At 43.8% G+C, this 18,489-nt stretch carries 16 protein-coding genes; 14 read left to right on the forward strand and 2 right to left on the reverse strand.

Annotated elements, in window-relative coordinates; all coding sequences use genetic code 11:
* Positions 1–6: 6 nt before the first annotated feature.
* From ACT8YW_RS04585 to ACT8YW_RS04610, 6 genes are all read left to right on the forward strand, one after another.
* Positions 7–1,773: an HSP90 family protein gene (locus tag ACT8YW_RS04585; protein ID WP_444104155.1), complete on the forward strand. Its 1,767-nt coding sequence runs from the start codon at positions 7–9 to the stop codon at positions 1,771–1,773.
* Positions 1,774–1,781: 8 nt separating this feature from the next.
* Positions 1,782–2,852 (forward strand): tetratricopeptide repeat protein, encoded by a 1,071-nt coding sequence (locus tag ACT8YW_RS04590; RefSeq protein ID WP_444104156.1) that lies wholly within the window; start codon positions 1,782–1,784, stop codon positions 2,850–2,852.
* 69 nt (positions 2,853–2,921) lie between these two features.
* Positions 2,922–4,814, forward strand: coding sequence for a biosynthetic arginine decarboxylase (gene speA, locus ACT8YW_RS04595; protein WP_444104157.1), 1,893 nt, complete (start codon positions 2,922–2,924; stop codon positions 4,812–4,814).
* A 56-nt stretch (positions 4,815–4,870) separates the two neighbouring features.
* Positions 4,871–5,644, forward strand: coding sequence for an acetylglutamate kinase (gene argB, locus ACT8YW_RS04600; protein WP_444104158.1), 774 nt, complete (start codon positions 4,871–4,873; stop codon positions 5,642–5,644).
* A 61-nt stretch (positions 5,645–5,705) separates the two neighbouring features.
* A complete protein-coding gene (locus ACT8YW_RS04605) occupies positions 5,706–6,215 on the forward strand; it encodes an RNA polymerase sigma factor (RefSeq protein WP_444104159.1) in 510 nt (169 codons plus the stop codon).
* Positions 6,205–6,684 carry a hypothetical protein gene (locus ACT8YW_RS04610; protein WP_149952329.1) on the forward strand — a complete coding sequence of 160 codons (480 nt, stop codon included), beginning with the start codon at positions 6,205–6,207 and terminating at the stop codon, positions 6,682–6,684. Before ACT8YW_RS04605 ends, ACT8YW_RS04610 begins: the two co-directional genes overlap by 11 nt.
* Positions 6,685–6,866: 182 nt before the next feature.
* Here ACT8YW_RS04610 and ACT8YW_RS04615 read toward each other — a convergent pair whose 3' ends face one another.
* Positions 6,867–7,649, reverse strand: a complete 783-nt coding sequence (locus tag ACT8YW_RS04615) for a head GIN domain-containing protein (RefSeq protein WP_444104160.1) — start codon at positions 7,647–7,649, stop codon at positions 6,867–6,869.
* A gap of 129 nt (positions 7,650–7,778) precedes the next feature.
* On the opposite strand from ACT8YW_RS04615, the gene ACT8YW_RS04620 reads away from it, so the two are divergent.
* Positions 7,779–8,477: a YgjP family zinc-dependent metalloprotease gene (locus tag ACT8YW_RS04620; RefSeq protein ID WP_444104161.1), complete on the forward strand. Its 699-nt coding sequence runs from the start codon at positions 7,779–7,781 to the stop codon at positions 8,475–8,477.
* A gap of 124 nt (positions 8,478–8,601) precedes the next feature.
* On the opposite strand, the gene ACT8YW_RS04625 is transcribed toward ACT8YW_RS04620, so the two are convergent.
* Complete coding sequence (locus tag ACT8YW_RS04625) at positions 8,602–8,997, reverse strand: hypothetical protein (protein WP_004298257.1); 396 nt, start codon at positions 8,995–8,997, stop codon at positions 8,602–8,604.
* Between the two features lie 172 nt (positions 8,998–9,169).
* Here ACT8YW_RS04625 and rimP point away from each other — a divergent pair, with 172 nt between their 5' ends.
* The 7 genes from rimP (at position 9,170) to sufD (ending at position 18,486) form a co-directional block, all read left to right on the forward strand.
* Entirely contained in the window at positions 9,170–9,637 is a 468-nt protein-coding gene (gene rimP, locus ACT8YW_RS04630) for a ribosome assembly cofactor RimP (protein ID WP_004298256.1), read from the forward strand.
* Positions 9,638–9,639: 2 nt separating this feature from the next.
* Positions 9,640–10,923, forward strand: a complete 1,284-nt coding sequence (gene nusA, locus ACT8YW_RS04635) for a transcription termination factor NusA (protein WP_008998156.1) — start codon at positions 9,640–9,642, stop codon at positions 10,921–10,923.
* A 111-nt stretch (positions 10,924–11,034) separates the two neighbouring features.
* Positions 11,035–14,133, forward strand: a complete 3,099-nt coding sequence (infB, locus tag ACT8YW_RS04640; protein ID WP_444104162.1) for a translation initiation factor IF-2 — start codon at positions 11,035–11,037, stop codon at positions 14,131–14,133.
* A gap of 187 nt (positions 14,134–14,320) precedes the next feature.
* Positions 14,321–14,854, forward strand: a complete 534-nt coding sequence (locus ACT8YW_RS04645) for a CvpA family protein (protein ID WP_008776068.1) — start codon at positions 14,321–14,323, stop codon at positions 14,852–14,854.
* Between the two features lies 1 nt (position 14,855).
* The gene (gene sufB, locus ACT8YW_RS04650; protein WP_004307399.1) at positions 14,856–16,334 is read left to right on the forward strand and encodes a Fe-S cluster assembly protein SufB; all 1,479 of its coding nucleotides are present in this window, start codon (positions 14,856–14,858) and stop codon (positions 16,332–16,334) included.
* Positions 16,335–16,376: 42 nt separating this feature from the next.
* Entirely contained in the window at positions 16,377–17,129 is a 753-nt protein-coding gene (sufC, locus tag ACT8YW_RS04655) for a Fe-S cluster assembly ATPase SufC (protein WP_004298251.1), read from the forward strand.
* Between the two features lie 13 nt (positions 17,130–17,142).
* Positions 17,143–18,486 (forward strand): Fe-S cluster assembly protein SufD, encoded by a 1,344-nt coding sequence (sufD, locus tag ACT8YW_RS04660; RefSeq protein WP_444104163.1) that lies wholly within the window; start codon positions 17,143–17,145, stop codon positions 18,484–18,486.
* Positions 18,487–18,489: the final 3 nt, after the last annotated feature.

Here is an 18,489-nt window from a genome sequence, read left to right on the forward strand (position 1 = left end):
AGGAACATGGAAAAAGAAGGGAATAATCTGTTTCAGGTCAATCTTAAAGGTATGATTGCCCTGTTATCAGAGCACATTTATAGTAACCCGAATACTTTTGTTCGCGAACTGTTGCAGAATTGCGTAGATGCCATCACGGCACTACGCAATATTGACGAGAATTATAAAGGTCGCATCGATGTCTTTCTGAATGAGGACAAGACAGTGGTATTTCGGGATAATGGTATCGGACTGAAAGAGGAGGAAGTTTATCGCTTTCTGACTGTTATCGGGGAGAGTTCAAAGCGGGATACTCCCGATGCGGACGATTTTATCGGAAGGTTCGGTATCGGATTGTTATCTTGTTTTGTGGTGACTAATGAAATCACCGTAGAAAGTCGTTCTGCAATGGGCGGACAGCCTGTTTGCTGGTGTGGAAAAGTGGATGGGACGTATCAGCTGACTTTATCAGACGAAGAACGGCCCATCGGGTCGCAGGTAGTATTGCACCCGAAAGGAGATTGGATGCATCTTTTTGAATATGAAACATTTAAGAAGATACTGGTCGGTTACGGAGAAGTGCTGCCGTATCCTATCTATCTGCATTATCAGGGGGAAGAGGAGTTGGTAAATACGCCTTCGCCTGTATGGCTTGACCCGAAGGCGACCCGTAAGGAGTTGCTGGATTATGGAGCGAAAGTGTTTCAATCGTCTGCTCTCGATGCTTTCCGGATCTATACTGAAAGTGGCAAGGTGGAAGGGGTGCTTTATGTCCTGCCTTTCCGTACGCAATTTTCAGTGCGCAACTCTCATAAGGTCTATCTCAAACGTATGTTGTTGAGTGAGGATGATTGCAATCTGTTGCCGTCTTGGGCTTTCTTTATCCGTTGTTTGGTGAATGCGGACGGGTTGCTGTCTACCGCTTCCCGGGAGTCTTTGGTGAGTAATGACCAACTGAAGGACGCCCGGAAAGAGATCGGGGTGGCTATCAAGGATTATTTGCGGGGATTGGTGCAGAATGACCGTGCCATGTTCAACCGGATTCTGGATGTTCATCACTTTCATATCAAGGCGATTGCTTCGGAGGATAATGAATTGCTTCGTTTGTTTATGGATTATCTTCCTTTTGAAACCAATAAGGGTTTGCGTAGCTTTGGAAGTATTCGTTCGGCAAGCAATGTGATATGTTATACCAAGAATCTGGAGGATTTCCGGCAAGTGCGGCGTATAGCCGGAGCACAGGGTTGGCTGGTCGTGAATGCTGCTTATACGTTTGATGAAACGTTGTTGAAAAAGTATGTCCGCCTGAATCCGGAACTTACTTTGGATGAAATATCTCCTTCACGGTTGCTGGAGCAGTTTGGTGAAGTGGAGGCAAACCAGGAGTTTCAGGCTTTTGAGGTGAAAGCGAACGAGTTGTTGAAGCGGTTTGGTTGTATCTGTCGTCTGAAGCATTTTACTCCGGTGGATATTCCGGTTATTTTTGTGGCGGAGGAAAAGGAGAATACCGCTAAAAGTGCTAATAATCCGTTGGCGGCTGTACTGGGAGCTGTGAATACTACAAAGCAGATTCCGCCGACACTCACTTTCAATGCGGATAATGAAATGGTGCAGACCTTATTGCAAATACAAGGAGACAATAAACTGTTTCAGCATGTGGTGCATATATTGTATGTACAATCGCTTCTGCAAGGTAAATATCCGGTAAACAGCGAAGAAATGGAGCTTTTCAACCATTCGCTAAGTGAACTGATGACTTCGAAAATGAATGATTTTATAAATTTCCTGAATTAAAAAAGAGTATGAGATACACACTTGAAATACAAAAATTGCTGTTGCAGACACAGAATAACAACCTGCATCCCCGCGAAAAAGCCAATCTATTGAAAGAGGCTATCCGCATCGCCGATGAGAACGAAGATGTGGAATGGGCTACGGAGTTGAGACTGGATCTTATTTATGAACTGAATCTTCTTTCGGCGGATGCTGAAGAGATTACCGTGTTCTCTAAAATTCTGGATGATTACGAGAATCACAAGGATGTGATTAAGGAAGATGACTTGTTGTGGAAATATAAGTGGATATGGGCTTGTACGTTCGATCTTCCGGAGATCCCGATGGAGCAGGTACGGGCAATTGGGGAGGATTATAAAACCCGTATCCTCCGGAACGGATATTCTTTGCGGAGTTATTATCACCGCTGGTCTGTGGAATGTGTCTGGATGCGGCAGTATGACAAGGCGAAAGAATACATTGATAAAATGTTGAATGAGAAGATAGACGATCAGTCGTGTGAGGCTTGTGAATTGAACTTTATGCTGGATTATTATCTGGAAACGGGACAGTTTGATGAGGCTTACAGCCGCGCGCAACCGTTGATTAATAAGCAGGTCACTTGCTATGAAGCCAATTTGCGGGCCTATTTGAAGCTTGCCTATTATGCGCAGAAAGCAGGTAAACCGGAGATTGCCGCCGATATGTGTGCACGTGCCGAAGAAGCATTGGTGGGAAGAGAGAAGGATGAATATCTTTTGCTCTATCTGGGATTGTTTATTGCCTATAATATGATGACGAAGCCGGAAAGAGCTTGGGAATATGCTGAACGCTGTATTGGTTGGAGTTTGCGTACTAATACGCTGAAGAGTTATCGTTTCTCCTGTGATATGGTAGAGGCTCTGAAATATGAAACCCGTCCGGAAGTCTCGTTGTCTTTGCCGGAAGAGTTCCCGCTTTATCGTCCGGATGGAATTTATCAGGTAAACGAACTTCGCAATTATTTCTATCAACAGGCAGAAGAGCTGGCGCGTCGCTATGACGCCCGTAACGGAAATAGTGGTTATATGGACCGTTTGAAAGATTTAATGTCTAATTAATTGCCAACATGTAGATTAATCCGTATTTTTGCCGTCCAATTATTTACTAAAAACACTGAATAACAGAAAATGAGAAAGTGGCGTATTGAAGATTCTGAGGAACTCTACAACATCACAGGTTGGGGTACCTCGTACTTTGGTATTAATGACAAAGGTCATGTTGTTGTTACACCTCGTAAGAACGGAGTGTCTGTCGATCTGAAAGAACTGGTCGATGAGTTGCAATTGCGTGATGTGGCATCTCCCATGTTGATACGTTTTCCGGATATTTTGGACAACCGTATTGAAAAGATGTCTTCCTGCTTTAAACAAGCGGCTGAAGAGTATGGTTATAAAGCCGAGAACTTTATAATTTATCCGATTAAGGTCAACCAAATGCGCCCGGTGGTGGAAGAGATTATCAGCCACGGAAAGAAGTTCAATCTCGGACTGGAAGCCGGTTCCAAACCGGAACTCCATGCAGTGATTGCGGTCAATACGGATTCTGACTCATTGATTGTCTGTAACGGATATAAAGACGAAAGTTATATTGAACTGGCTTTGCTTGCCCAGAAAATGGGTAAACGTATTTTCCTCGTTGTAGAGAAGATGAACGAACTGAAGCTGATTGCAAAGATGGCAAAACAGCTGAATGTGCAGCCTAACATCGGTATACGTATCAAACTCGCTTCTTCCGGTAGCGGAAAGTGGGAAGAGTCTGGAGGTGATGCCAGCAAATTCGGCTTGACTTCCAGTGAACTTCTCGAAGCGCTCGACTTCCTGGAGAGCAAAGGGATGAAGGATTGTTTGAAACTGATTCATTTCCATATCGGTAGTCAGGTGACAAAGATACGTCGTATTAAAACGGCTTTGCGTGAGGCGTCACAGTTCTACGTGCAGCTACATTCGATGGGATTCAATGTGGAATTTGTAGATATTGGCGGTGGACTCGGAGTGGATTATGACGGAACCCGTTCGTCCAATAGCGAAGGCAGCGTGAATTATTCCATCCAGGAATATGTAAACGACTCTATTTCTACTTTGGTGGACGCGAGCGATAAAAATGGTATCCCACACCCGAATATCATAACGGAGAGTGGACGCGCATTGACGGCACATCATTCTGTTCTTATCTTTGAGGTACTTGAAACCGCTACCTTGCCCGAATGGGATGACGAGGAGGAAATTGCTCCGGATGCACACGAATTGGTGCAGGAGTTATATGGAATCTGGGATTCGCTGAACCAGAACAAGATGTTGGAAGCATGGCACGATGCGCAGCAGATCAGGGAGGAAGCATTGGACTTGTTCAGTCATGGAATCGTGGATCTGAAAACCCGCGCACAAATCGAGCGTCTGTATTGGTCTATTACACGTGAGATTAATCAGATTGCAGCCGGTTTGAAGCATGCGCCCGATGAATTCCGTGGATTGTCCAAACTGCTTGCCGATAAATATTTCTGTAACTTCTCGTTGTTTCAGTCGCTTCCCGACTCTTGGGCGATTGACCAGATATTCCCGATCATGCCTATCCAGCGATTGGATGAGAAACCGGAACGTTCGGCTACTTTGCAGGATATTACTTGTGACTCGGACGGTAAGATTGCTAATTTTATTTCTACCCGTAACGTGGCTCATTATCTGCCTGTGCATACACTGAAGAAAACGGAACCTTACTATGTGGCTGTGTTCCTGGTCGGTGCTTATCAGGAGATTCTGGGAGATATGCATAATTTGTTCGGTGATACGAATGCCGTGCATGTTTCGGTGAACGAGAAAGGATATAATATCGAACAGATTATTGATGGAGAAACGGTAGCGGAGGTGTTGGACTATGTACAGTACAATCCGAAGAAGCTGGTACGTACACTCGAAACCTGGGTGACGAAGTCGGTGAAAGAAGGAAAGATCTCTTTGGAAGAAGGAAAAGAATTTCTTTCCAACTATCGTTCAGGGCTTTACGGATATACTTATTTGGAATAACCGGCAAGGTGCCGGAGCCGGATTCTCCATTCGGTGAACTTATTAGAAATCAAGAAATGAGAGAAAAACTAACAGTAATTAAGGTGGGTGGCAAAATCGTAGAAGAGGAAGCCACCCTTCGTCAGTTGTTAAATGACTTTGCCGCTATCGCCGGACATAAAGTTTTGGTTCACGGCGGCGGCCGTTCGGCTACAAAGATTGCCGCACAACTGGGTATTGAAAGCAAAATGGTAAATGGTCGTCGGATTACCGATGCTGAAACTTTGAAGGTCGTAACGATGGTATACGGCGGATTAGTGAATAAAAATATTGTGGCAGGTCTGCAGGCACGCGGAGTCAATGCACTCGGATTAACCGGGGCGGATATGAACGTGATTCGTTCGGTGAAACGCCCGGTGAAAGAGGTAGACTACGGTTTTGTAGGTGACGTGGAAAAGGTGGACGCTACTTTGTTATCCGATTTGATACATAAGGGAGTGGTTCCGGTAATGGCTCCATTGACGCATGACGGACACGGCAATATGCTGAACACGAATGCAGATACCATTGCCGGAGAAACGGCGAAAGCGTTGTCGGCCCTGTTTGATGTGACATTGGTATATTGTTTTGAGAAGAAAGGCGTGTTGCGTGACGAGAATGATGACGACAGTGTGATTCCCCAAATCACCCGTGCCGAATTTGAACAATATGTAGCTGATGGCGTTATTCAGGGAGGTATGATTCCCAAGTTGGAGAATTCTTTTGAAGCAATAAATGCAGGAGTTTCTGAAGTGGTAATTACCTTAGCATCAGCGATTAACAGCTCTGATGGAACAAGAATAAAAAAATAATTCAAAAAAAAGTAGTGGGCGACTGTAACTTTTCATATCCTAGCCCGTCATTATTATAGAGATGCAAGAAATCAGCTTCCGAAACGATATTTTGCCGTTGAAGGATAAACTCTTTCGATTGGCTCTCAGAATCACCCTGGATAGGGCCGAAGCCGAGGATGTCGTTCAGGACACCATGATAAGAGTGTGGAATAAGCGTGATGAGTGGTTTCAATTTGAATCGGTCGAAGCCTATTGCCTGACAGTGGCAAAGAATCTGGCAATAGATCGAAGTCAGAAGAAAGAAGCTCAAAACGTGGAACTCACCCCCGAAATGGAGGAAGAACCTGATGCAAACAGTCCGTATGACCAGATGATTCATGATGAAAGAATGAACATTATTAATAGACTGGTAAACGAACTTCCCGAAAAACAGCGGCTTATCATGCAACTGAGGGACATTGAAGGTGAAAGCTATAAGAAAATTGCAGGGTTGCTGAATCTGACAGAGGAACAAGTTAAAGTGAACCTCTTCAGAGCCAGACAAAAAGTAAAACAAAGGTATTTAGAAATTGACGAATATGGATTATAAGGATATAGAACAGCTCCTGGAGCGATACTGGCAATGCGAAACTTCCGTTGAGGAGGAAGCAACATTGCGCGACTTCTTCGCAAAGGAGGAAGTTCCTGCTCATTTGCTTCGCTATAAAAACCTGTTTGTTTATCAACAGGTTCAGCAGGAAGTAGGACTGGGCAAAGACTTTGATGCACGTATTCTGGCAGAGGTGGAGCCTACGGTCGTAAAAGCGAAACGCTTGACACTGACCGGTCGTTTTATTCCTCTGTTCAAAGCCGCTGCCGTGATTGCAATCATCCTTTCTTTGGGGAATGTGGCACAACATTCTTTCTCCGGAGATGACGGAAGTGTATTGGCAACGGATACCATTGGTAAACAAGTAACAGCACCATCGGTCGCTATTTCAAATGATGTGAAAGCGGAACAGGTTCTAGCCGATAGTTTGGCGAGGGTTAACCACAAGGTGCAAGTTATAAACGAATAGACATTTTCATTTGCTTTAAACATATAATATAGTTAGTGTGCTTAATTAAAACAACAACGAAGGCGAAACTGTGAAGTTTTCAATTCTCTCAAATTTTTAGATTAAAACTAACTAAATAAATGGGCTACCGCGCGATGCAGTAGCCCTTTTATGCTTTTAGACTGTATTTGTTCAAATTGTCTTTATTTGATCTGCCGTATGTTTTTCCGTGGAGCATCCACTTCTTGTGGATTGCCTTTATAGGCAATATCGCCACTTCCTTTCACGCGGGCAACCAGTTTTTGACTTGCATAACAACTGATGTTTCCGGATCCACTGATACTTGCATCCGTATTCTCTGCTTCTAAATCTGCAGCCTGAATGTTTCCCGATCCGGCAATAGCATATTTTGCTTGAATGGCTTTACCTTTAAGATTAATATTACCCGAACCTGAAATTCCTGCCTGACATTCCTGGCTCTCTATTTGTTGCAGTCTAACATCTCCCGATCCGTTAATTGAAACAGCCATTCTTCGGCAATTAAGCCCTTCTCCCTGAATGTTCCCCGAACCATTTATATGGAACTCGATATCTTTAGAGGTTTGTATTCCATTGATTAATTTTATATTTCCCGAACCATTGATCGTTAGCTTATTCAGTTCCGGAGCAAAAACTTTTATTTCCAGTTTTCCTTTCCATATACTGACATTCTTCTTGAATTTTATCATTAATGTATTACCGTCTACATACGTTTCTACAAGTGGTATAATGTTGTCGGAACCATGTATCTCCACGTGACTGCGTGTGTCTTGGTGATAACTGATATTGGCACTTCCCAATAGTTTGATTTCATTGAAGTGATCGGCTTTTACCTCTTGGGAGATGTAGTTGTTGCTGCCTACTACGTGTTTTCCCTGCAAGCAAGAGCCGGCAGTAAGTACTAGAGACAATCCGGTGACTAATACGAGCAATAAACTTGTTTTCATAATTATGTTTTTCTATGATTGATATGACAGTTAGACGGAAGAAACTGATATAAAGTTGCATCTTCCGCGAAGTTTTTCATTGGAATCTTCTTTTTTATTACTTTTGTGGCTGTTGATAGGAGGATTATAATGGATAAGATCATAGAAGATGACGAATTAGGACGTCTGATAGTGCGTGTCAATTCACGTGCGAGGAGTCTTGTGTTTCGTACAAAGAGTGATGCTGTTTATGTTTCAGTTCCTCCCGGCACTACATTGAAAGAAGTGAAGCAGGCAATCGAGAATCTGCGTGGTAAACTTCTGGCCTCCCGTCAAAAATTAGCCCGGCCATTGATTGATTTGGACTATAAAATTGATGCGGAACACTTTAAGTTGTCCTTGGTGTCCGGTGAAAAGAATCAGTTTCTGGCTAATTCCCGGTTGGGGGTTATGGAAATTGTTTGTCCGCCTCATGCGGATTTTACGGACGAGAAACTGCAAAGCTGGTTGCATAAGGTGATTGAAGAATCGTTGAGGCGGAATGCGAAAAGTATCCTTCCTTCACGTTTGGCTTCCTTGTCCAAGCAATGCGGACTTCCTTATTCGAGTGTGAAAATAAACTCCAGTCAGGGCAGATGGGGAAGCTGTTCGGCTCGAAAAGATATTAACTTATCCTATTATCTGCTTCTGTTGCCATCTCATTTGATAGACTATGTGTTGCTGCATGAATTATGCCATACGCGCGAGATGAATCATAGTGAAAGATTTTGGGCATTGCTCAATCAATTTACAGAAGGGAAAGCACTGGCTTTACGGGGAGAATTGAGAAAGTATCGTACGGAGATTTAGAATACTTTATTGCCAGGATAGTGCTATCGTGTTGGCGCACTTGTGTCAACACGCTGGCACAGTCGTGACAATGCGATAGCATGGTTGTGCCAATATGGTGGCACAGACTTAGTTAATACCTTTATTACTTGGCTAATTGTTTAATCCCGTCTGATTCTTTTTCGAACTGATAAGTTCCTCCTTTTTCACTAAGATCAAACGTAGACACTAATTCTGTGTTATTATCTACAATCAACAAGGCGCTCTGTTCGGCAAAACGTCCTATTTCTACAGTGTAAGGTTCTTCCGACATGGTTTTGTTGGAGATCAGACTGTCGTTGACAAATAATGAGATAGAATCTCCGGCAAAACCTTTTACCAGACTGATCGTATAGCTTTCGATGAAATGACGTTCTTCCTGCTTTTCCCGTTGTAGCCGCATGCTCATATAGACAAAAATAACCACGACAAAAATGACGGCAAAAGCAAGAATTCCGTTACCTACCATAAACTGTTTATTTGTGTTGAGACGATGTGCCATAGTCGTTATTTTTTGAATTACGGCGTAAAGATACGAATATAGCACTGTTAATTCATACTTTTTTTCTTTAATGTTTTGTAGTCGAACAGATTATTTATATCTTTGCAACCGAAAACGGATGAAAGGTGGAGGGGCAATTAAGCTCCTTTTTTTGTTCTTATATAGCTAATAAATGATAGAAAAGAAAACTGTTTGTCAGATTGTAGAAGAGTGGCTGGAAGGAAAAGACTACTTTTTAGTAGAGGTAACCGTGAGCCCGGATGACAAGATTGTGGTTGAAATAGACCATGCAGAAGGTGTTTGGATTGAAGATTGCGTGGAGCTTAGCCGCTTCATAGAGTCGAAACTGAACCGCGAAGAGGAAGATTATGAACTGGAAGTAGGGTCGGCTGGGATCGGACAACCCTTTAAAGTTCTGCAACAGTATTATATCCACATCGGACAAGAGGTGGAAGTGCTGACCGGAGACGGACGGAAGCTGGCCGGTATACTGAAAGATGCCGATGAAGAGAAGTTTACGGTAGGCGTACAAAAGAAAGTAAAAACCGAAGGATCAAAGCGTCCGAAATTGGTAGAAGAGGACGAAACCTTCACTTATGAGCAAATAAAATATACTAAATACTTAATTAGCTTTAAATAGTTATGGCCAAAAAAGAAGAAACAATCAGCTTGATTGATACATTTTCGGAATTTAAGGAACTGAAGAATATCGATAGAACGACGATGGTTAGCGTACTCGAAGAGTCGTTCCGTAGCGTAATCGCGAAAATGTTTGGCACCGATGAAAATTACGACGTAATCGTGAACCCGGACAAGGGTGACTTCGAGATATGGCGTAACCGTGAAGTTGTGGCCGATGAAGATTTGACTAACCCGAATATGCAGATTTCGTTGAGCGAAGCACAGAAAATTGATGCTTCTTACGAAGAAGGTGAAGAGGTGACTGACGAGGTGATCTTTGCCAAGTTCGGACGTCGTGCGATCCTGAATCTTCGCCAGACACTGGCTTCCAAGATTCTGGAACTCGAAAAAGACAGTATTTATAATAAATATATAGATAAGGTAGGTACTATCATCAATGCAGAAGTATATCAGATCTGGAAAAAAGAGATGTTGCTTTTAGACGATGAAGGAAACGAATTGCTGTTACCTAAGACCGAACAAATCCCGAGCGACTTTTATCGTAAAGGTGAAACGGCCCGTGCAGTAGTTGCCCGCGTGGATAACAAGAATAATAATCCTAAGATTATCTTGTCACGTACTTCTCCCGTTTTCCTGCAACGCCTGTTCGAGATGGAAGTACCCGAAATTAATGATGGTTTGATTACCATCAAGAAGATTGCCCGTATCCCCGGCGAACGTGCCAAGATCGCGGTGGAATCTTACGATGACAGAATCGACCCTGTAGGAGCCTGTGTAGGTGTAAAGGGAAGTCGTATTCATGGCATTGTTCGTGAACTTCGCAATGAGAACATCGACGTAATCAATTACACATCGAACATCTCATTGTTTATACAGCGCGCTTTAAGCCCGGCTAAGATTTCTTCTATTCGTCTGAACGAGGAAGAGAAGAAAGCAGAGGTATTCCTCAAACCGGAAGAAGTTTCGCTGGCTATCGGTAAAGGCGGTTTGAATATCAAACTGGCCAGTATGTTAACTGAGTACACTATCGACGTGTTCCGTGAGTTGGATGAGAATGTAGCTGACGAAGATATCTATCTCGACGAGTTCAGAGACGAAATCGACGGATGGGTGATCGACGCTATCAAGGCTATCGGCATCGATACAGCGAAGGCTGTACTGAATGCTCCTCGTGAGATGTTGATTGAAAAGACGGACTTGGAAGAAGAGACAGTGGACGAGGTAATACGCATTTTGAAATCGGAGTTTGAAGAAGAAGATCCTTCCATTGAAAATAAAGATTGAAATTAAAGATTAAAAGTTACGATACAATATAATGTAGCAGACTTTTATTTCTTAATTCTTAATTCTCAATTTTCAATTAAACAAGCTCCATTTATTCATTAATTTTAAAATATGACGATAAGGTTAAACAAAGTTACAAGAGATTTGAACGTAGGAATCGCGACGGTAGTTGAGTTCCTGCAAAAGAAAGGGCATACCGTTGAGGCTAATCCTAATACTAAAATTAGCGAGGAGCAATACGCTATACTCGTAAAGGAGTTTAGTACAGATAAGAACCTTAGACTTGAATCGGAGCGTTTCATACAGGAACGTCAGAATAAGGAACGTAATAAGGCGTCGGTATCGATTGAAGGCTTCGAGAAGCAGCCCGAAAAACCGAAGTCGGAAGATGTGATTAAGACAGTCGTACCTGAGGATGCACGTCCGAAGTTTAAACCTGTCGGAAAAATAGATTTGGATAAATTGAACGGTCGTAAACCTGAAAAGGTAGAGAAAGAACCGGAACAGAAACAGGAAGAACCGGTTGTGGAACGGCCTGTCGTTAAACCCGAAGTGAAAAAGGAGCCCGAGAAGAGAGAACCCGAGGTGAAGAAGGAAGAGGTGGTGACACCTCCTGTTTCTGTAGTAGAGCCTACTCCAGTGGTGGTTGAACCCGTAGTAGTGCCGGAACCTGTAGTGGAGACGAAGCCGGTAGAAGTTGAAAAAGTAGTAGAAGAAGTGAAAAAAGAAGAGCCGAAGGTAGTAGCAACTGCACCTGTGAAGGCGGAAGAACATAAAGAAGAAGAAAAGGTGGAAACTGCACAGGCTGAAGTAACCCCGGTAGCGGAAAAGGCTCCGGAGGATGATGGTGTTTTCAAAATCCGTCAACCGGAATTAGGCGCAAAGATTAATGTGATCGGTCAGATCGACTTGGCTGCATTGAATCAGTCTACTCGTCCCAAGAAGAAATCGAAGGAAGAGAAACGTCGCGAACGTGAAGAAAAGGAAAAAATCCGTCAGGATCAGAAGAAGTTGATGAAGGAAGCTATCATCAAGGAAATCCGTAAGGATGATTCTAAATTGGCGAAGAGCGGACCTAAGGACAGTGCGGAAGCGGCTGCTAACAAGAAGAAACGTAACCGTATCAATAAAGAGAAGGTGGACGTTAACAATGTTGCAACTTCCAACTTTGCTGCTCCAAGACCTAATGTACAGGGTAAAGGCGGCAATAGTAATGGTCAGGGCGGTCAGGCCAACGGACAGGGAAATAACAACAGAAGAAATAACAACAATAAAGATCGCTTCAAGAAGCCGGTTATCAAACAGGAAGTGAGCGAGGAAGACGTAGCAAAACAGGTAAAAGAAACCCTTGCACGTCTGACAACCAAAGGTAAGAATAAAACGTCCAAATACCGTAAAGAGAAACGTGAAATGGCTTCCAACCGTATGCAGGAACTGGAAGATCAGGAAATGGCAGACAGCAAGGTATTGAAGTTGACCGAGTTCGTTACGGCTAACGAATTGGCAACGATGATGGATGTTTCGGTTAACCAGGTTATCGCTACTTGTATGAGTATTGGTATCATGGTTTCCATCAACCAGCGTTTGGATGCTGAAACCATCAATCTGGTGGCTGAAGAATTCGGATTCAAGACTGAATATGTAAGTGCGGAAGTGGCACAAGCTATCGTTGAAGAAGAAGATGCTCCGGAAGATTTGCAACCGCGTGCTCCGATTGTAACGGTAATGGGACACGTTGACCATGGTAAGACTTCTTTGCTCGACTATATCCGTAAGGCGAATGTAATTGCCGGTGAGGCCGGAGGTATTACCCAGCATATCGGTGCTTATAACGTGCAACTGGAAGACGGTCGTCGTATTACATTCCTCGATACTCCGGGTCACGAAGCGTTTACCGCTATGCGTGCACGTGGTGCCAAAGTAACGGATATCGCTATCATCATTGTGGCTGCCGATGATAACGTGATGCCGCAGACGAAGGAAGCGATCAATCACGCGATGGCTGCCGGTGTACCTATTGTATTTGCAATCAATAAGGTAGATAAACCGACTGCAAATCCGGATAAGATTAAAGAAGAACTGGCTGCAATGAATTACCTTGTTGAAGAATGGGGTGGTAAATATCAGTCACAAGATATCTCTGCCAAGAAAGGTATGGGTGTGGAAGACTTGCTGGAAAAAGTATTGCTCGAAGCGGAAATGCTCGACTTGAAGGCAAATCCGAACCGTAATGCTACGGGTTCCATCATCGAATCTTCACTGGATAAGGGACGTGGATATGTAGCTACTGTATTGGTATCTAACGGTACTCTGAAAGTGGGAGACATCGTATTGGCGGGAACCAGCTACGGACGTGTGAAGGCTATGTTCAACGAACGTAACCAACGCGTCAAGGAAGCAGGACCTTCCGAACCGGCATTGATTCTGGGATTGAATGGTGCTCCTGCAGCAGGTGACACATTCCATGTAGTCGAAAGCGATCAGGAAGCTCGTGAGATCACTAATAAACGTGAGCAGCTGGCTCGTGAACAAGGTTTGCGTACGCAGAAGATCCTTACATTGGATGAATTGGGTCGTCGTATTGCTTTGGGTAACTTCCAGGAATTGAACATCATCGTTAAGGGTGACGTGGATGGTTCTGTGGAAGCGTTGAGCGATTCGTTGATTAAGTTGTCTACGGAACAAATTCAGGTAAATGTTATCCATAAGGGTGTGGGAGCAATTTCTGAATCTGATGTTTCTCTGGCTGCTGCTTCGGATGCGATTATTGTCGGATTCCAGGTACGTCCTTCGGGTGCTGCCGGTAAGATGGCCGACCAAGAGGGTGTTGACATCCGTAAGTATTCTGTCATCTACGATGCAATCGAAGAGGTAAAGGCTGCTATGGAAGGTATGTTGGCTCCGGAAGTAAAGGAACAGATTACTGCAACCATCGAAATCCGCGAAGTATTCAATATTACGAAAGTCGGTCTTGTAGCCGGAGCAATGGTGAAGACCGGAAAGGTGAAACGCAGCGACAAGGCTCGTTTGATCCGCGATGGTATTGTGATCTTTACCGGAAACATCAACGCATTGAAACGTTTCAAGGACGATGTGAAGGAAGTAGGTACAAACTTCGAGTGTGGTATCAGTCTGGTGAACTGCAACGACATGAAGGTAGGTGATATGATCGAGACATTCGAAGAAATAGAAGTGAAACAGACGCTGTAAATATAGTAAGGTTATAAGTGTATTATAATGTTATAATATAGCAGAGGTCATGATATGATAAAGAGGTGGTAATGTGGTACTGTTTGCAGAACACCACCTTACCACCTTATTTTTTATCATTCGGCACCTTCTCATTATAATCAGCTTATATACGACTTATTGGTTTATAGCTTATAACATAATAAACGTGGCAACGATTGATATAATTATCCTTATTGTAATAGGCGCCGGAGCGATTGTAGGTTTTGTAAAAGGCTTCATTCGTCAGTTGGCTTCTATTTTGGGGTTGATAGTCGGTCTGTTGGCAGCGAAAGCTCTGTATGCCTCTTTGGCGGAAAAGCTTTGCCCGACGGTGACGGATTCAATGACAGTTGCGCAAGTGTTGGCTTTTATCATGATCTGGATTGCCGTACCATTGATCTTTGTATTGATTGCCTCGCTATTGACAAAAGCAATGCAGGCTATTTCGCTGAACTGGCTGAATCGCTGGTTAGGAAGTGGGCTGGGAGCACTTAAGTTTCTGTTGTTAACGAGTGTAGTGATTGGTGCGATAGAGTTTGTGGACAGCGATAATAAGTTAATTAGTGCAACAAAAAAGGAAGAATCTTTGTTATATTATCCGATGGAAACGTTTGCGGGGATCTTTTTCCCTGCTGCGAAGAATATGACGCAACAATATATATTAGAGAATAAAGATAAAGATGCAACAAGAACCCAATAAAATGAAACCCAATCAGAAAGACGAACTTGAAAAGAAGACTGATAATGAGTTTGTCCGGAAATTTGCGGAGGAGAAATATAAATACGGTTTCACCACAGAGGTGCATACAGACATCATTGAGCGTGGACTTAATGAAGATGTCATTCGTTTGATTTCATCGAAAAAGGACGAACCGGAGTGGTTGCTGGAGTTTCGACTGAAAGCGTATCGCCATTGGCTGACGCTGGAAATGCCTACCTGGGCACATCTCCGTATCCCTGAAATTGATTATCAGGCGATTTCTTATTATGCCGATCCGACAAAGAAGAAAGAAGGACCGAAGAGCATGGAGGAAGTCGATCCTGAACTGATAAAGACGTTTAATAAACTGGGAATTCCTTTGGAAGAGCAAATGGCTCTTAGTGGAATGGCAGTGGATGCCGTTATGGACTCTGTTTCCGTAAAGACTACCTTCAAGGAAACGCTGATGGAGAAAGGAATTATATTCTGCTCGTTCAGTGAAGCCGTGCGGGAGCATCCGGATCTGGTGAAGAAATATATGGGCTCGGTAGTAGGTTATCGGGACAATTTCTTTGCAGCGTTGAATTCCGCAGTGTTCTCTGACGGCTCTTTCGTGTATATTCCGAAAGGAGTACGTTGCCCGATGGAGCTTTCCACTTATTTCCGTATCAATGCCCGTAACACGGGACAGTTTGAGCGTACGCTGATTGTAGCGGATGATGATTCGTATGTCTCTTATCTGGAAGGATGTACGGCTCCGATGCGGGATGAGAATCAGCTGCATGCCGCTATCGTTGAGATCATTGTGCACGACCGTGCAGAAGTAAAATACAGTACCGTTCAGAACTGGTATCCGGGAGATGCAGAAGGCAAGGGCGGTGTGTACAACTTTGTGACTAAACGTGGTAACTGTAAAGGAGTGGACAGTAAATTATCCTGGACACAAGTGGAAACCGGTTCGGCAATCACCTGGAAATATCCTTCCTGTATCCTGACGGGCGATAACTCGACTGCTGAATTCTATTCTGTAGCTGTAACGAACAACTATCAACAGGCAGATACCGGAACGAAGATGATTCATCTGGGTAAGAACACTCGTAGTACGATTGTAAGTAAAGGTATTTCTGCCGGACATAGTGAGAACTCCTATCGTGGGTTGGTACGCGTGGCCGAGAAAGCGGATAATGCCCGTAATTATAGCCAGTGTGACTCTCTGTTGCTGGGAGATAAGTGTGGTGCACATACCTTCCCGTATATGGATATTCACAATGAGACGGCAGTGGTAGAGCATGAAGCTACGACAAGCAAGATTAGTGAAGACCAGATATTTTATTGCAACCAGCGCGGTATTCCGACAGAAGATGCTATCGGACTTATTGTGAACGGATATGCAAAGGAAGTGTTGAATAAACTTCCGATGGAGTTTGCGGTAGAAGCACAGAAGCTGCTTACCATCTCATTGGAAGGAAGCGTGGGGTGATGTTGACTTTTTAATAGTAAATCGTAAAATCGTAAATATATCATGTTAGAAATAAAAGACCTGCATGCCAGCATTAATGGCAAAGAGATATTGAAAGGTATTAACCTGACGGTGAATCCCGGTGAGGTGCACGCTATTATGGGACCGAATGGTTCCGGTAAAAGTACGCTTTCCTCCGTATTGGTGGGTAATCCGGCTTTTGAGGTAACAAAAGGTTCGGTCACTTTTTATGGAAAGGATCTGTTGGAGTTGAGCCCCGAAGATCGTAGCCATGAAGGAATCTTCCTTAGTTTCCAGTATCCGGTGGAAATCCCGGGTGTGAGCATGGTGAACTTTATGCGTGCTGCTGTGAATGAGCAACGTAAATATAAAGGTCTGCCTGCACTGACAGCCAGTGAGTTTCTGAAACTGATGCGTGAGAAACGTGCGGTGGTAGAGTTGGATAATAAACTGGCTAACCGTTCGGTGAATGAAGGCTTTTCCGGTGGTGAGAAGAAACGGAACGAGATTTTCCAGATGGCTATGCTGGAACCGCGTTTGAGCATCCTCGACGAGACAGACTCCGGTTTGGATATTGATGCGCTCCGTATTGTTGCGGAAGGAGTGAACAAGCTGAAAACTCCTGAAACAAGTACAATCGTTATTACCCACTACCAACGTTTGCTCGATTATATCAAGCCTGATATTGTGCATGTCCTTTATAAAGGTCGTATCGTAAAAACTGCCGGACCGGAACTTGCTCTGGAACTGGAAGAAAAAGGATACGATTGGATCAAGAAAGAAGTAGGAGAATGACAAATATAAAACGATGATGGTTGAACAACAATATATAGAACTTTTCTCACAGACGGAAGCGATGATCTGCAAGCATAGTGCCGAAGTGCTGAATGCGCCTCGTGCATCAGCATTTACCGATTTTGAGCGACTCGGATTTCCGACCCGTAAGATGGAGAAGTACAAATATACGGATGTGAGCAAGTACTTTGAGCCGGATTTCGGTTTGAACTTGAATCGTTTGGCTATTCCGGTCAATCCGTATGAAGTGTTTAAGTGTGATGTGCCGAATATGAGTACCTCCTTGTATTTTGTGGTAAATGACACATTTTATAATAGAGCACTTCCCACAGGAAATCTGCCGGAAGGTGTGATTTTCGGTAGCCTGAAAGAAGTGGCCGAGCAACACCCGGAGTTGGTGAAGAAATATTACGGTCAACTGGCAGATACCTCCAAAGATGGTGTGACTGCTTTCAATACCGCTTTTGCACAAGATGGCGTTGTCTTTTATGTGCCGAAGAATGTGGTGGTGGAAAAAACAATCCAGTTGGTAAATATCCTGCGTGCAGATGTTAACTTTATGGTGAACCGTCGCGTACTGATTATCCTGGAGGATGGCGCGCAAGCCCGTTTGCTGATTTGTGACCATGCAATGGATAATGTGAACTTCCTGGCGACACAAGTTATTGAAGTATTTGCCGGTGAGAATGCGGTATTCGATATGTACGAACTGGAAAAAACACATACAAGCACAGTTCGTATCAGTAACTTGTATGTAAAGCAAGAGGCCAACAGCAATGTATTGCTCAACGGAATGACTTTGCATAATGGTACTACCCGCAACACGACCGAAGTGTTGTTGGCAGGAGAAGGAGCTGAAATAAACCTCTGTGGTATGGCAATTGCCGATAAGAACCAGCATATAGACAATCATACAAGTATTGACCATGCCGTACCGAACTGTACCAGCAATGAGCTGTTCAAGTATGTACTCGACGACCAGTCGGTAGGTGCGTTTGCCGGGTTGGTACTCGTGCGTCCCGATGCACAACATACGAATTCCCAACAGACTAACCGGAATCTTTGTGCTACGCGTGATGCAAGAATGTATACACAACCTCAATTGGAGATTTATGCGGATGATGTGAAATGTTCGCATGGAGCAACAGTAGGTCAGTTGGATGAAGGTGCATTATTCTACATGCGTTCGCGCGGTATTGCAGAAAAAGAAGCCCGTTTACTGTTGATGTTCGCATTTGTCAATGAAGTGATTGATACCATCCGTCTGGAAGCGCTGAAAGATCGTTTGCATCTATTGGTAGAGAAACGGTTCCGTGGCGAGCTGAATAGATGTCAAGGTTGTGCCATTTGTAAGTAACCA

This window comes from Bacteroides sp. (assembly GCF_052357945.1).
GTDB lineage: Bacteria > Bacteroidota > Bacteroidia > Bacteroidales > Bacteroidaceae > Bacteroides.